Source organism: Enterobacter cloacae complex sp. P15RS (assembly GCF_014895905.1).
Classification (GTDB): domain Bacteria; phylum Pseudomonadota; class Gammaproteobacteria; order Enterobacterales; family Enterobacteriaceae; genus Enterobacter; species Enterobacter quasihormaechei.
In genome coordinates, this window is the sequence record NZ_JADBQL010000014.1 from 84,745 (window position 1) to 98,668 (window position 13,924).

A 13,924-nucleotide genomic window follows, 5' to 3' on the forward strand; every position below is an offset into this window, starting at 1 on the left:
CGGGAGGTTTATTTGCAATTTGACTATATCATTATCGGGGCCGGCTCTGCCGGCAACGTACTGGCTACACGACTGACTGAAGATCCGAACACCACCGTCCTGCTGCTTGAGGCGGGCGGGCCGGACTACCGCTTTGATTTCCGCACCCAGATGCCCGCCGCGCTGGCCTTCCCGCTCCAGGGCAAGCGCTACAACTGGGCGTATGAAACCGAGCCAGAGCCTTTCATGAACAACCGCCGCATGGAGTGCGGACGCGGAAAAGGGCTGGGCGGCTCGTCGCTGATCAACGGCATGTGCTACGTGCGCGGCAACGCGATGGATCTGGACAACTGGGCGAAAGCACCGGGTCTGGAGCACTGGAGCTACCTCAACTGTCTGCCCTACTACCGCAAGGCAGAGACCCGCGACGTGGGGCCGAACGACTACCACGGCGGCGACGGTCCGGTGAGCGTCACCACCTCTAAGCCGGGCGTGAACCCGCTGTTTGAAGCAATGGTGGAAGCAGGCGTGCAGGCGGGCTATCCGCGCACCGACGATCTCAACGGCTACCAGCAGGAAGGCTTTGGCCCGATGGACCGCACGGTCACGCCGCAGGGCCGACGCGCCAGCACCGCGCGCGGCTATCTGGACCAGGCAAAACCGCGTCCTAACCTGACCATCCGTACCCACGCCATGACCGATCACATTATTTTTGACGGCAAGCGCGCGGCGGGCGTTGAGTGGCTGGAAGGCGAAAGCACCATTCCGTCAAAAGCGACGGCGAATAAAGAAGTCCTCCTGTGTGCAGGCGCCATTGCGTCTCCGCAGATCCTCCAGCGTTCCGGCGTGGGCAACGCTGAGCTGCTGAAGCAGTTCGATATCCCGCTGGTGCATGATTTACCCGGCGTGGGGGAAAACTTGCAGGATCACCTGGAGATGTATCTCCAGTATGAATGTAAAGAGCCGGTTTCCCTCTACCCTGCCCTGCAATGGTGGAACCAGCCGAAGATTGGCGCGGAGTGGCTGTTTGGCGGCACCGGCGTAGGTGCGAGCAACCACTTCGAAGCGGGCGGGTTTATCCGCAGCCGCGAGGAGTTCGCGTGGCCGAACATTCAGTACCACTTCCTGCCGGTAGCGATTAACTACAACGGCTCGAACGCGGTGAAGGAACACGGCTTCCAGTGCCACGTCGGCTCCATGCGCTCCCCGAGCCGCGGGCACGTGCGCATTACATCTCGCGATCCGCACCAGCATCCGGCGATCCTGTTTAACTATATGTCCCACGAGCAGGACTGGCAGGAGTTCCGCGACGCGATTCGCATCACCCGCGAGATCATGCACCAGCCGGCGCTGGACAAATACCGCGGTCGTGAAATCAGCCCGGGCGTCGAATGCCAGACCGACGAACAGCTGGACGAGTTCGTGCGTAACCATGCTGAAACCGCCTTCCATCCGTGCGGCACCTGCAAAATGGGCTACGACGAGATGGCGGTGGTTGACGGTGAAGGTCGCGTTCACGGGCTGGAAGGATTACGCGTGGTGGATGCGTCGATCATGCCGCAGATTATTACCGGCAACCTGAACGCCACCACGATTATGATCGGTGAGAAAATTGCTGATGCCATTCGCGGGCGCGAGCCGCTGGCGAAGAGCACGGCGGCGTATTACGTGGCGAATGGCGCGCCGGTTCGCCGATAAGACATTCCCCCTCTCCCCGCCAGGGCGAGGGGGAAAGGATTTACCCTTCTGGCATCGCTCAGGTAATTCTCCGCGACCTATATCCATTACTTATTATTACGTTTTTTTACAGAACGACAAATTAGGTCAAATTATATCCAACCGAGTGAGCGTCCTCTGATTGCTCCCCTCAGCCATTCTCCGGCTGCCGTCCTTCAGGCCAGAGAAGGTGCGCTGGCTCACACAAATTAAACACTGAGTTTAATTTACAACTTATTGTTGATAATATTTTTCCCCCCCACCTGGGAAACCGGAGTATCTAAAAACAGGCATCTGAATGAATACCTATCTTTTTCTTTTATTATCAATCGCATCTGAAGTCATTGCGACGACGGCATTAAAACTATCCGACAGCTTCACCCGGTTGTGGCCCTCCGTCATCACGGTGATGTTTTACATCATTGCGTTCTGGTCATTAACCATCCCCATGAGAACAATCCCAACGGGAATTATTTATGCGGTGTGGTCAGGGGCCGGGATCGTACTGATTAGCCTGGCAGGATGGATTATTTATGGTCAAAAGCTGGATATGGCGGCCCTGACAGGAATAGGCCTTATTATTGCCGGCGTGATGGTGATAAATCTGTTTTCGAATTCAACAGGACACTGAGCGGCAGCTTTATCCCGTCAGGTATCACGTCGCCCGGTACACTTTATGATCAAAAATCTTTTAATCTGCTTCGTTGTGTTTCTCTTTCTGGTGTTAACGCTTGAAATTCTTTATATCGAAAAGCGTCATGTTAATTTTTTTCGCGATGGGGTAAGAAGCGTCGAGGAGGTGCTGTCTCTCTGGGATGAGCATTAATCAGACTCCCCCTATATCCTTCGCCTGCATCAACACCGTGAAGACGTTTTTGTGAAAATTTCAACGTAACGTTTTATTAATGTAAATTATTGCCGATATATTTGACAGAAGAATTAGTCGATGCATATCGGCGTTAATCCGATGGATAGGCAATATCTATTATGTACTCTTTACGGAGGTAGCTAAACTGCTTTCAAAGAGTATAATATTTGTTAAAAAGGTAAATGAGTGGAAACAACAAAATTATGGATTTCGTTAGGGACGATTGTCAGCCCTATTACTGGAACGTTTTTCACTAAAATAGTTACACAACATAATCATAAATATCTGCTCTGGTATAATGGCGACTATCTTATCAAGCCGGGAGATAACATTAAGGTTAGTAACAAAGGCTTTGTTATTTCCGGGCAACTACGTTCGGTGAACATTATTCAGATTGATAAATACAGCCCAACGCTCTGGCGGGTAATGCACAATATGTCCAGCTGTCCGGGAGACAGAGAACCTGAAAATCCATATTGTACGACCACAACCCGCTGCATTTTCAAGTCCTGCCCTCACGGCAAAACGCGTCATGCCCTTCAAAACCGCTGAGAATACGTTCCCCTGAGCCTCTTTCATCAGAGGCTTTTTTTTTACCTTAAATATTAATATCTTAATTTATCGCCGACCGCCTGATACGGCATAAAATCTGTGTGCTCACAACGCATTTATCAACTTTTTGTTGATAATTAAACACTATCGATATACTTTAAGGTCAGTGAGATTTTAAGCACGACATCTGACCATGCCAAACATAAAGGAACAACGATGAAATCAGATTACGCCAAACAGATTGAACTGATTTCCGGGCCGCTGGAAGCGGCAATGGAAGCGCTTGCAGGTACGTTGTCGGCGAATCATGAGATAGTCCTGCACAACCTCACCATGCCAGATCAGTCCGTGGTAAAAATCATCAACGGGCACGTCAGCGGCAGACAAGCGGGTGACAATCTTTTGTCAGGCCCTGAAAAAGACAAAGGATTTGCCCTGCTGCTTAAAAACAGCAAAGACAGCACCCCGGTCACGGTAAAAAATTATAAAACCGTCACGGCATCCGGACGGATCCTGAGCAGCGCCTCGACAATTTACTACAGCGAGGAAGGCGTACCGTTGATGGCCTTTTGCATCAATATCGATACCTCTCCTTACGAGCAAATGCGCAAGTGCCTGGACGCGATAACGGGCAGCCCGCTTGCCGATTCAGACCCGCAGGATATGAACCTGGGCGGCATCATCGAGCAGTCAATCCAGGAAATCATCGATAAACATTCGGTCCCGGGCAAAAAGGTTCAGAAAGCGCAGCGGCTTAAGATAGTCGCTGAAATGCACGCGAAAGGCATTTTCAAAATGCGGGGTGGCGTCCAGCACGCGGCACAGGCCCTGGGCGTGACGCGCTATACGGTTTATAACGATCTTGAGGTGATGGGTGAAAAATAACAGTCCCCGGCGCATTCCGTTTTACCAGGTTGACGCCTTCTCTGACGGTCCCTTTACGGGCAATCCCGCGGCCGTCTGCCTGCTGGACGCCTGGCCGGACGCGCATGTTCTCCAGCGTATCGCTACGGAAAACAATCTTTCCGAGACCGCGTTTGTGGTTAAGCAGGACGACGGTTTCGCGCTTCGCTGGTTCACCCCTGCGGTGGAAGTGGATCTTTGCGGCCATGCGACGCTTGCCGCTGCGAGCGTTCTCTTAAGCCGTGACCACGCCTCTGAAAGCGTGCGTTTTTTCACCCGCAGCGGCGAGCTGAACGTCACCTCGGATGGTGAGCAATACACGCTGGATTTCCCACAGGCGATCCCGTCCCGCATTACCGCTCCGGAAGGGTTGTTTGAGGCGCTAGGGCTGGAGGAAAACGCCGGAGAAACCTGGCAGGCGTCCGATCTCATCGTCGTCATTGATGATGAAGACAGGCTGGATGCGCTGAAGCCTGATTTTTCCGCGCTGGAAAGGTTTAACACGCGCGGCGTGGTGGTTACTGCCGCCTCACGCACCTTCGATTTTCGCTCCCGCTGGTTCGGCCCGCAGGTGGGAGTAAATGAAGATCCGGTGACGGGTTCTGCCCACACCTTTCTGGCACCGTTGTGGAGCGAAAAACTGTCGAAGAAGACGTTGCGCGCGCAACAGGGCGGGAGCCGTAAAGGCGAACTGATTTGCCATGTTAAGAACAACGGACGCGTCGAGCTCTCAGGCAAAGCGTGCCTGATGATTGAAGGAACCTTTATTCTGTAAGCACACGGACGTGCTGCGTAAACGTGGGTGAAAGGGTTCAGTCGGTTTACTGCTGCGAATTATCATAAACGCTTTATATTTTATTAAATAGCGTGAGGTCTATTCATGACGCCTTACGCTTAACCTGGCGCTCGGGAAAAATAAATAACGTTGTCATTACGCAGGTATATCATCCTGAACTGCTTTTTTGCTGTTTATTTGTCACTGGCACGCTATTACTGGCGTGGTCACGGCTTAGTCTAACGCTCGCAGGCTAAATGAGAGAAAATCATGTCAACGAAACCAGATGAAAGATCTAAAGCGGCCGTTACGCCCCTTGAACGTCGCGTTGTTATTGTGACGCTCCTGTTTATGGTTTTGATATATACAGTGTTACTGATATCTCCCTTTTTTATGAGGTGAATGTCAGTAACCTTATTCGGCCCCGGTGGTCTTTTTAATTACAGGCATTAAGATGAAAAATTTAGCAGCAGTAATGAGTCTGGCACTGATGACCCTGACGGTTACAGGGTGCTCCAGCGACTACGTATTACAAAAGAAAAATGGCGAAATGATTATTACCCACGGAAAGCCGGAAGTCGATGATGACAACGGTTTAATTACCTATGAGGACGTTGCGGGCAATGAACATGCTATCAACCGCGATCAAATTATCCAGATGATCGAGAAATAACGTTCGTGGGCAGAGCAGCCGCATTGCGCTCTGCCCGCGATACCGTTCTAACGAAATGCCTCTAGCCGCTTAATCTGATGCCCTTGCGCATCAAAATTCTCTGCTGCCAGCCACGCGCGCAGCGCCGCGTCCCTCTGCGGCCATTCGCCGTCAATAATAGAGAGCATGTCGCTGTCGCGGTTACGCCCCTTACGCACCAGCTTCTGGCGCAGACGTCCTTCCCAGACAAACCCCAGCCGCTCCGCCGCGTTGCGTGAGGCGGTGTTCATCGAATCGCACTTCCACTCCAGCCGACGGTATTTATGCTCGAAGGCATTTTTCAGCAGCAGCCACACCGCTTCGGTGCCAATGCGGGTGCCTTTCATTCTGCGCGACCAGGTCACATGGCCGATCTCCACCGAGCCCTGGAACCGCTCTATCGCCATGTAGCAGACCAGCCCCACGGCGCGCTCGGTGCGCAAATCAATCACGGCATAGGGCACCAGATCGTCATCCAGCACTTTGCCGAGCACCCAGTGCGCGGTGGCTTCCACGCTCATGGGCTGGTTGCTGGCAAGCCACGTCCAGTCGCTGTCGTCGCCCAGAGCATACGCTTCATACAGATCTGCGGAATGGCGATCGGCATCGAGCGGCTCCAGACGACAATACTGACCAACGAGCGCGGAGCGGGTCAGCGCGCGGGCGCATTTCCAGTCCGGGACGATATCGTTAACGGTTTGACCATGTTGATTGATTTCGGGCACGGCGATGACTCCCTGAAAGGTAAGGAGTGTGTTATAGCAGGTTAAAAAGCGGACGAAAAGAGAGGAAATGCATGCCGGGTAACGTGGAACCGCCACCCGGCATAAGTTTACTTCAGTAGTTTTACCGTGGCGTCGATGTCGATTTCATCTTCGGTAAAGATCATCGTCGTGTTCTGGAAGGTGGTGATCGCCAGCTTCTTCACCGTACGCATTTCGCCCGGCTTCTTGTCGGATTTTGGTTTGATGCTGTTCATCAGCAGCCCCACCGAGAGCACCGCGTTCTCTTTGTCGATTTTGGTCTCAACGGGCTCTTCCTCGCTGAATACCACGAAGGACTTGATCGAGGTGAGCTTCACGCGCTCGCCCGCGATATAGAGATGCTTGCTCTCCGGGATCACCTTCACCGCATACGCGGAAAGGCCTTTGGTGTTGGTGGTTGGCTCGAAGGTCACCGCCGCATCTTTTTTAATCAGATCAGGGTTGGCGACCTTAATCACATGAAAATAGCGGTTGTCGCCGTTTTCATCTTTGATAAATCCAAAGCCTTTATCTTTAAACCACGTTGTGATTGTACCGTTCATCGCTGTTACCGCCTGTCAGATCTCAAGACTAAAGTTTTGCAGCGCGCAGTGTAATCCACAATGGCTGAGGAGACAAAAAAAAGCCCCTGCACGGGAGCAGGGGAAAGTTCATGTCAGAGCTTATCATTATTTTTTAGTTAAACACCATCCCGCCGTCAATCAGCAGGGACTGGCCGGTCATGTAGTCGGAGTCTGGCCCCGCAAGGTAAGAGACGCACGCGGCCACGTCTTCCGGCTCGGACAAACGGCCAAGCGTGATGCGTTTGGCAAAGGTTTCTGTGCCATAGCCAAGCGGTTTACCCGCCGCCTCGGAGACCTGACGGTCAATTTCCGCCCACATCGGCGTTTTAACGATGCCCGGGCAGTAGGCGTTAACGGTGATCCCCAGCGGGGCGAGATCCCGCGCGGCCGTCTGGGTCAGGCCGCGTACCGCGAACTTGCTGGAACTGTATACCGCCAGCTCCGGGTTACCGGTATGCCCCGCCTGGGAGCAGGCGTTGATGATTTTTCCGCCGTGCCCTTCTTTGCGGAACGCGTCTATCGCGGCCTGAATGCCCCAGATCACCCCTTTCACGTTGATGTTGTAGACCTTGTCGACAATCTCCGGGGTGATGGATTCGATGGGGGTAGACGGCGCAACCCCGGCGTTATTGACGATGACGTTGAAGCCGCCCAGCTCGGTGCGGGCTTTCTCCACGGCCGCAAACACCTGCTCGCGGTCAGAGACGTCGACCTTCACGGCGACGGCCTTCCCGCCGCTGCGGGTGATTTCATCGGCTACCGCTTTCGCCGTTTCTTCGTTGTAATCGGCGATAGCGACGGCAAAACCATCCTTCACCAGACGAAGCGCGATCGCTTTGCCAATTCCCTGGCCGGAGCCGGTTACGAGAGCCACTTTTTGCATTTCTCTGTCCTTATGTTGATTCACAAAATCTGGCTGAGATGGAGCTGGCCCATCAGCAGCGGGTTATCGCTGTAGTCGACGGGAATGGCCACTACGGCCGGGCCATCGACATCCATTGCCGCACGCAGCGTCGGTTCGAGCGCGTCGGCGCTCTCGACGGCAAAACCTTTTGCGCCGAACGCGTCGGCATAGGCTTTGAAGTCGACCGGGCCGAACTCCACGCCGGAAAGACGCTGGTATTTTTTCTCTTCCTGGATCGCCACCATGTTGTAGGCGTTATCCACCCAGATGATGTGCAGCACGTTGGCGTTAAGGCGCACGGCGGTTTCCAGCTCCATGCTCGACTGCAAAAAGCCGCCGTCCCCGGAGACCGACACCACCTTGCGCCCCGGGTTGACCAGCCACGCGCCAATCGCCCACGGCAGCGCCACGCCCATGGTTTGCTGACCGTTGGAGATCATCACCTGACGCGCGCGGAAGCTGTAGAGGTAGCGGGCGATCCAGATGTGGAAGCTGCCCATATCGACGGTGAGCGTCACGTCGCTGTTCACGATGTCCTGCATGGCGCGGACGATGCGCAGCGGGTGCAGGGCAAACTGGTTAAGCGAGGCGCCGCGGCGGTCGAGGAGGTCCCGCTGATGCTGGCGATCGACCAGAATTTCTGACGCACGCTGGCTCAGCTCCAGCTTGCGATCGATCCGGTTAGCAAGCAGGTTCAGCGTGGCGGCGATATCCCCTACCAGCTCCAGATCGGGAACATACCTGCGCTCCTCATAGGCGGGCAGCACGTCGATGTGCACGAGGGTGGCATCGCCGCTGTTCCACATGGCTGGCTCGTACTCCACCGGGCTGTAGCCGATGCAGATAATCAGATCCGCCAGATGCAGCAGCCGGTCGCCCGCCTGGTTGTTAAACAGGCCGACGCGTCCGGCAAAACGGGTGAAGTGCTCCTGATTCACCGCCCCGGCGGCCTGGTAGGTGCTGGTGACCGGGATACGGCTTTTCTCCAGCAGCTTGCGCAGCGCGGCGCTGTTGGCGGGCTGGCTGGCCATCAGGCCGAGTAAGATGACCGGGTTTTTGGCCTTTTCGATAAGCTTCGCCACGTCGTTAATGGCGGATTCCGGTGCCGGGCCCATCAGCGCGGGACCGCTCGCGGGCAAAATCGCTCCCGTGGTGGGCTGGTCGACAATATCCTGCGGCAGGCTGACAAACGCCCCGCCCGGCCTGCCGTGCTCGGCGGCGCGAAACGCGTTGGACACCACCTCGGCAATCGCGTCCGGGGAGTTCACTTCTACGGCGTATTTGGTCACCGGGCTGAACATCGCGACGGTGTCCATGCTCTGATGCACCAGCTTGGCTTTATCCGCCCGCTTCACCGCCCCGCCCAGCGCTACCACCGGGTCGCCTTCGCTGTTGGCGGTGGCGATGCCGGTGATCAGGTTCGAACAGCCCGGCCCGGAGGTGACCAGCGCCACCCCGGCTTTACCGGTCAACCGCCCCACTGCCGCCGCCATAAACGCCGCGTTGGCCTCGTGGCGTACGGGAATGATCTCGATGGAGGAGTCCAGCAGGGAGTCAAAAACCTTGTCGATTTTCGCCCCCGGTATCCCGAACACCTGCTTCACGCCCTGCGCTTCCAGCTGGCCGACAACCATATCGGCGCCGTGCGCCCACTGACGTGACTGTTTCTCACTGTTCACGGTAGTTCTCCTGTTAGTTTTCGACGGCGCGGATAGCCGCATCAAGGTTGCTGGGGTGCAGGTTGGCCTGTAAAAACGCGCTGTCGGCAGGCAGGTCAATCATCAGCTTGTGGATTTCACCGAAGGTGAGTACGCCGCTTTCCAGCTGGTAGTCGAGCAGATGGCCGCCGCCCTGTCGGTCGTCGGTGATGAAGTGTTCGTGATAGCCCGCCACGTTTATCCCCTGCATATGCTGCGGGGTACGGAACCCCACCAGCACACCCTCGCGCTGGTTAAAGCGGAACACCGGCTGGTCGTCCAGCACGTCGGTCATCGCCCGGTACGGCTGCGTCTGGCGCGGAACGGTGCGGGTGTGGGCATGGCGGAAGTTGCCGTCGATGCGCAGCGCGCAGAACAGGTTATCGGAGGGGATCTGCTGGTCGATCACGTCGTGGATCTGCTGACGGCTGACCGGCCCGTCAAAGGTTTTGCGGTACTGGGGCTGGAACCAGGTCATCACCGCGAACGGCGTTTTCTGCTCCGGCTTCGCGGCGCGGGCGCTGCCGTCGGCGCGCAGCTGATACACCTGGCTGCTGAAGGCAATCATTTCGCCGTCCAGCTCGTTAAAGGTGCCGAGGCCAAAATCACCGTGTGCCAGCAGGTCGGCGATGGTGGTCTCCCCTTCGTACACGCCGCTTAGCAGGGCGCTCATTAGCGATGTCTGATAGATCACGCTGTCAGGATGTTGAGCCGAGAACCCGCGCAGGGTCTCGCATAAACTCGCCTCACAGTCGCATGCAGATGAATGCATCATCATGCTCGTCCTCTTCAACTTTATTTATAAAGGTTAAATAAATGTTGACCCGATTCAGCAGAGAGTTCCAATATAGAATCCATGCTGGTTTGAGACGTTTTTGATATGGAACTTCGTTATCTGCGCTATTTTGTCGCGGTAGCACGCGAGCGACACTTCACCAGGGCGGCCAACGCGCTGGGTATTTCACAGCCTCCTCTGAGCCAGCAGATCAAACGGCTTGAGGAGGAAGTGGGCACGCCGCTGTTCAGGCGCCTGACGCGGGGCGTGGAGCTGACCGAAGCGGGAGAAGCCTTCTATGAGGACGCCTGTAAGATCCTGGCGCTGAGCGACGCCGCGCTGGAAAAAGCCCGGGGCATCGCGCGCGGGCTGAACGGCAGCCTGTCGATTGGCATTACCAGTTCGGATGCCTTTCATCCCAAAATCTTCGCCCTGATCCGCCAGTTTCAGGTGCAGAACATGGCGGTGCAGGTTCATCAGGTGGAAGCCAACATGTCGTCGCTGACCACGATGCTGGCGGAGGGTGAGCTGGATATCGCCTTTGTGCGCCTGCCGTGCGAAAGCAGCAAAGTGTTCGAATTAAAAATCCTCGACCGGGAGCCCATGGTGGTGGCGCTGCATCGCGATCATCCCCTGGCGACGTGCGGCGATCTGGCGCTGGAGGAACTTCGGGATACGCCGGTGGTGCTGTTCCCGCAGGAGGTCGCGCCGGGGCTGTACGACCGCGTTTACGGCAGCTGCGAGCGGGCCGGAATCGATATGCAGCACATGCTGCAATCTTCACAACTTTCCTCTTCCCTGAGCATGGTCTCCGCTGGCGGCGGGTTCGCGCTGGTGCCGAAATCCATGGCCGCTATTTCGCCGCCGAATGTCACCTACCATGCGCTGCGCTCACCGGAGCTTTATACCGATATCGCGCTCTGCTGGCGGCGCTTTGAACGTTCGCGAACGGTGAAGCGGTTTCTGGCGATGATGAGCGAGGGGTAGCTACGGTGCGGCTGTGCCCGGCGGCGCTGCGCTTGCGCGGGCCTACGGTTCGTGTCGCGGGTTGGTTGGCTTGTTCGCGGTTTTGTAGGCCGGGTAAGGCGTAGCCGCCACCCGGCAATGCCTTTCTGGAAGCCGCCTCGCAAACCCGCAAGCAACCTTATGTAATTCAGGGTTATCCCTTTTCATCCCTTCTTCGCGGTTTTAAAGTGCCTGCGTTGCGGCACATCCGTAACCGGGCGTAGGAACCCGTTAGCATGACAAAACATTTTTAGACCAAGAGGATGCTAAATGGCGACTACCCCTGAATTTTCCTACGCGCTTTCTGAGGAAAGTGCTGTTCATCAGCTCATCAACCACCCAATTTCCGATTCTGCGGATCTCTTCGAACTGGCCGATGCCTGCGCCGCTTACGTAAGCGTACTGGTGGAAACTTACGACGCAGTGACATTTGCCACGCTATGCGAGCGCCTACTGGCTACGCTGAAACGGCTGCGGGAATGCTGTGACTCGGCACTTCCGCCGTATCTGGTTGAACGGCTCATTGCGGGGGAAAAGATAGCCTCCTGCGTGCCGGAATGCTGGCAAGAAACGGCGCTACAGGTGGATTATGCCGTGGCGTTAACGCTGGCGGTAATGGGCGGGACGTTGCCTGCGAGCGTGGCGAAAGAACTCACCGGGCTGTTGCATGATATGGTCTGGCTGCTGGCGGAGTTTGTAAAAGAGCCTTATATAACGGCGCACTGAGGCGGGTGATGGGAGAACGTAATACTACTGGGTAATATGTAAACTCCCGGGCGGGCAGGTTTATCCCACGGAGAGCCTGTCAATTCTTAGTCCCATCACTGCTATAAAGGTTACGGTGGGGAGTAGTCAAAAATATACGAGACGGAAATCAGCTCACACGATAAAAATCTAGCTTTACACCATCAGATGTACGGCTTGCAGAACAGATAAAAATTGATGTCCTCAGCCATTCAAGTTCAGGCGAATCGACCTCAAAAACAGGCACCGTTTTAAAATAAATGTCAGAGGGTAAAATGTGATTGAAAAAACTCATGCCCTCGGTAAAAAGCAAATGTGTAAACTCTGCTGGCACTTTGCGTATACCGTTATTTTCAATATAAATTGTCCCTTCTGAGACCTTTAAAGCATACCTTGCAGAAAGTCGGCAGACTCCATTAGGCTCTATGATCTGACTATCAACACCACCAGGCAGAACCTCACCCGTTAGTCCCCCGGAAACTGTTCCACTCAAAATAGGTATTAACTGACGCTTTCCTGTCACAGGAGAGTTAGAAACAACGATCGGCCGATCGACAACAATATCAACACTGAAAGAAAATTCGAGTTTTGGCTCCATGAGATCCTCCTGAGACTTCACTCTATAGCAATAGCCACACACAAAATAGCGCAAAATGTGAATTGATTTCATCACATATTTAAATCATTAAGGTTGTTGAAAAAACAACTACAGTCACAACACCCCACAGGGAAACCGTGTTAAACCTTTTTCAAAAATCCAGGGCGGACAAGGTTATTACGATCCGGCCTATGCTTTAAAGCGCAGTTATGCTCAGAAAATCTTAAGACCGTCTGGGTTCAGGTCAGCAACATGGCGAAAAGCATGCGAGAATTCCGCTTATCTGAAGCAGCAGCGTGCAGCGCATAATGACGGGTGAAATGGCGAAAAATGCACTGTTACCCTTGTTAAATTGGGCAACCACCCTGTTCTCACCTATACAGAACTAAGCTCCCCCAATTATTTTGATGTTAGTAAAAGAAACTTTGTTGAATGCAATGAACTGTTTTGTGTAAAGCAGCGCACGGATAACCTTTTACAAAGGGCGGGTATACAACGGGAGCCCATACGTAATTCAAAGCGATTAACTAATCACTTATTCACCCTACGCGCGCGCATTCAATCATCATTCAATTAAAGATGATTATTAAAATATTATTAATACCCTGGCGTAATGATATCAGTCCGTGAAATGTTTACACTGCTGACTATATAGTTGCCTACGCCAGACAGCTGTGGCACAGGTATGGTCATTTTTCCTTTATATATGTTCAGTCCTGGATGTCGATCCAGGAGATTTTTAGAGGGTTACCGATATGGGGAAATAATGACCTCGCTCACATGCAGGTAACCTGCTGATTTGAATAGATTATTCTCCTAACCATGTTGCAAGATATTGTTCGGGGTTACCATTTGTTAATTTAGATTCATTTATGTTGCCAGAGTTTTAAGCGGATTTAACGCGCTGTTTTGACTATTCCTAAATCCACCTGGTTAGGATATGGCTTAACGCCTTTAATTGATAATCACAAGTCATTGAAAATTAAGATAATTTTTGGTTGTTTTTTATATAAATCCATAAAGAAACTTTAATTAGATAAATGTTCTGACGTTTAAATATTGTTAAAAAACAGAGAATGAAAGCAACATTTTATTATCATATAGATTTTTATCACTCAGGATTCAACATTCAAAGTTATAAATGTGTTGAATATTATTATTTTGGTATTTTATTTTGATAAACCTGTCTCATTGCCACCTTTTTTTTAATGAAATACTATTTTTCTCGTACCTGGTGAACAACAATTCATTGTAAAGATATGAAAAAAAGTGTCATGGATATGAGATGGATAGACCTCTAAGGAGTGGCCGTGCCCTTTTTCTCAGACGTTATTCTATATGGATATAATATTTTTCAAAATCTGGAGTACAGGCTTTCTACCAGAACGTT

14 protein-coding genes are annotated in these 13,924 nt (G+C 53.4%); 8 read left to right on the forward strand and 6 right to left on the reverse strand.

From position 1 onward, the window contains the following. Positions 1 to 12: 12 nt before the first annotated feature. The 6 genes from betA to IM267_RS09805 all read left to right on the forward strand — a co-directional run bounded on the left by betA (position 13) and on the right by IM267_RS09805 (position 5,466). Positions 13 to 1,677, forward strand: coding sequence for a choline dehydrogenase (gene betA, locus IM267_RS09780; RefSeq protein ID WP_193033296.1), 1,665 nt, complete (start codon positions 13 to 15; stop codon positions 1,675 to 1,677). Positions 1,678 to 1,993: 316 nt separating this feature from the next. After that, complete coding sequence (locus tag IM267_RS09785; protein WP_112792653.1) at positions 1,994 to 2,326, forward strand: SMR family transporter; 333 nt, start codon at positions 1,994 to 1,996, stop codon at positions 2,324 to 2,326. A 423-nt stretch (positions 2,327 to 2,749) separates the two neighbouring features. Beyond that, positions 2,750 to 3,115 (forward strand): hypothetical protein, encoded by a 366-nt coding sequence (locus tag IM267_RS09790; protein WP_129741670.1) that lies wholly within the window; start codon positions 2,750 to 2,752, stop codon positions 3,113 to 3,115. 216 nt (positions 3,116 to 3,331) lie between these two features. After that, the gene (locus IM267_RS09795; RefSeq protein WP_107534875.1) at positions 3,332 to 4,000 is read left to right on the forward strand and encodes a transcriptional regulator; all 669 of its coding nucleotides are present in this window, start codon (positions 3,332 to 3,334) and stop codon (positions 3,998 to 4,000) included. Then, positions 3,990 to 4,793 (forward strand): PhzF family phenazine biosynthesis protein, encoded by an 804-nt coding sequence (locus IM267_RS09800; protein ID WP_193033297.1) that lies wholly within the window; start codon positions 3,990 to 3,992, stop codon positions 4,791 to 4,793. Before IM267_RS09795 ends, IM267_RS09800 begins: the two co-directional genes overlap by 11 nt. A 454-nt stretch (positions 4,794 to 5,247) precedes the next feature. Further along, the gene (locus IM267_RS09805) at positions 5,248 to 5,466 is read left to right on the forward strand and encodes a YgdI/YgdR family lipoprotein (protein ID WP_107534873.1); all 219 of its coding nucleotides are present in this window, start codon (positions 5,248 to 5,250) and stop codon (positions 5,464 to 5,466) included. Between the two features lie 47 nt (positions 5,467 to 5,513). Here the strand turns inward: IM267_RS09805 and IM267_RS09810 are convergent, their stop codons facing one another. The 5 genes from IM267_RS09810 to budA form a co-directional block, all read right to left on the reverse strand. Next, positions 5,514 to 6,209, reverse strand: a complete 696-nt coding sequence (locus tag IM267_RS09810; protein ID WP_193033298.1) for a GNAT family N-acetyltransferase — start codon at positions 6,207 to 6,209, stop codon at positions 5,514 to 5,516. Between the two features lie 107 nt (positions 6,210 to 6,316). Then, positions 6,317 to 6,790 (reverse strand): cold-shock protein, encoded by a 474-nt coding sequence (locus tag IM267_RS09815; protein ID WP_045260739.1) that lies wholly within the window; start codon positions 6,788 to 6,790, stop codon positions 6,317 to 6,319. Positions 6,791 to 6,923: 133 nt separating this feature from the next. Beyond that, on the reverse strand, positions 6,924 to 7,694 hold the full coding sequence (locus tag IM267_RS09820; RefSeq protein WP_045631532.1) for a (S)-acetoin forming diacetyl reductase: 771 nt from the start codon (positions 7,692 to 7,694) through the stop codon (positions 6,924 to 6,926). Between the two features lie 20 nt (positions 7,695 to 7,714). Then, positions 7,715 to 9,394 (reverse strand): acetolactate synthase AlsS, encoded by a 1,680-nt coding sequence (gene alsS, locus IM267_RS09825; protein WP_193033299.1) that lies wholly within the window; start codon positions 9,392 to 9,394, stop codon positions 7,715 to 7,717. A gap of 13 nt (positions 9,395 to 9,407) precedes the next feature. Then, on the reverse strand, positions 9,408 to 10,187 hold the full coding sequence (budA, locus tag IM267_RS09830; protein ID WP_193033303.1) for an acetolactate decarboxylase: 780 nt from the start codon (positions 10,185 to 10,187) through the stop codon (positions 9,408 to 9,410). A 105-nt stretch (positions 10,188 to 10,292) separates the two neighbouring features. On the opposite strand from budA, the gene IM267_RS09835 reads away from it, so the two are divergent. Together IM267_RS09835 and IM267_RS09840 are read left to right on the forward strand one after the other, a co-directional pair. Further along, a complete protein-coding gene (locus tag IM267_RS09835) occupies positions 10,293 to 11,174 on the forward strand; it encodes a LysR family transcriptional regulator (RefSeq protein ID WP_107534868.1) in 882 nt (293 codons plus the stop codon). Between the two features lie 288 nt (positions 11,175 to 11,462). Beyond that, the gene (locus tag IM267_RS09840) at positions 11,463 to 11,918 is read left to right on the forward strand and encodes a hypothetical protein (RefSeq protein WP_193033300.1); all 456 of its coding nucleotides are present in this window, start codon (positions 11,463 to 11,465) and stop codon (positions 11,916 to 11,918) included. Between the two features lie 148 nt (positions 11,919 to 12,066). Here IM267_RS09840 and IM267_RS09845 read toward each other — a convergent pair whose 3' ends face one another. After that, a complete protein-coding gene (locus IM267_RS09845) occupies positions 12,067 to 12,534 on the reverse strand; it encodes a DUF3237 domain-containing protein (RefSeq protein ID WP_193033301.1) in 468 nt (155 codons plus the stop codon). Positions 12,535 to 13,924: the final 1,390 nt, after the last annotated feature.

Bases quoted from the DNA above. Each gene is read 5' to 3' on its own strand.
- IM267_RS09785 (WP_112792653.1), top strand. From the start codon at position 1,994: ATGAATACCTATCTTTTTCTTTTATTATCAATCGCATCTGAAGTCATT.
- IM267_RS09795 (WP_107534875.1), top strand. From the start codon at position 3,332: ATGAAATCAGATTACGCCAAACAGATTGAACTGATTTCCGGGCCGCTG.
- IM267_RS09805 (WP_107534873.1), top strand. From the start codon at position 5,248: ATGAAAAATTTAGCAGCAGTAATGAGTCTGGCACTGATGACCCTGACG.
- IM267_RS09815 (WP_045260739.1), bottom strand. From the start codon at position 6,790: ATGAACGGTACAATCACAACGTGGTTTAAAGATAAAGGCTTTGGATTT.
- IM267_RS09820 (WP_045631532.1), bottom strand. From the start codon at position 7,694: ATGCAAAAAGTGGCTCTCGTAACCGGCTCCGGCCAGGGAATTGGCAAA.
- budA (WP_193033303.1), bottom strand. From the start codon at position 10,187: ATGATGCATTCATCTGCATGCGACTGTGAGGCGAGTTTATGCGAGACC.
- IM267_RS09835 (WP_107534868.1), top strand. From the start codon at position 10,293: ATGGAACTTCGTTATCTGCGCTATTTTGTCGCGGTAGCACGCGAGCGA.
- IM267_RS09840 (WP_193033300.1), top strand. From the start codon at position 11,463: ATGGCGACTACCCCTGAATTTTCCTACGCGCTTTCTGAGGAAAGTGCT.
- IM267_RS09845 (WP_193033301.1), bottom strand. From the start codon at position 12,534: ATGGAGCCAAAACTCGAATTTTCTTTCAGTGTTGATATTGTTGTCGAT.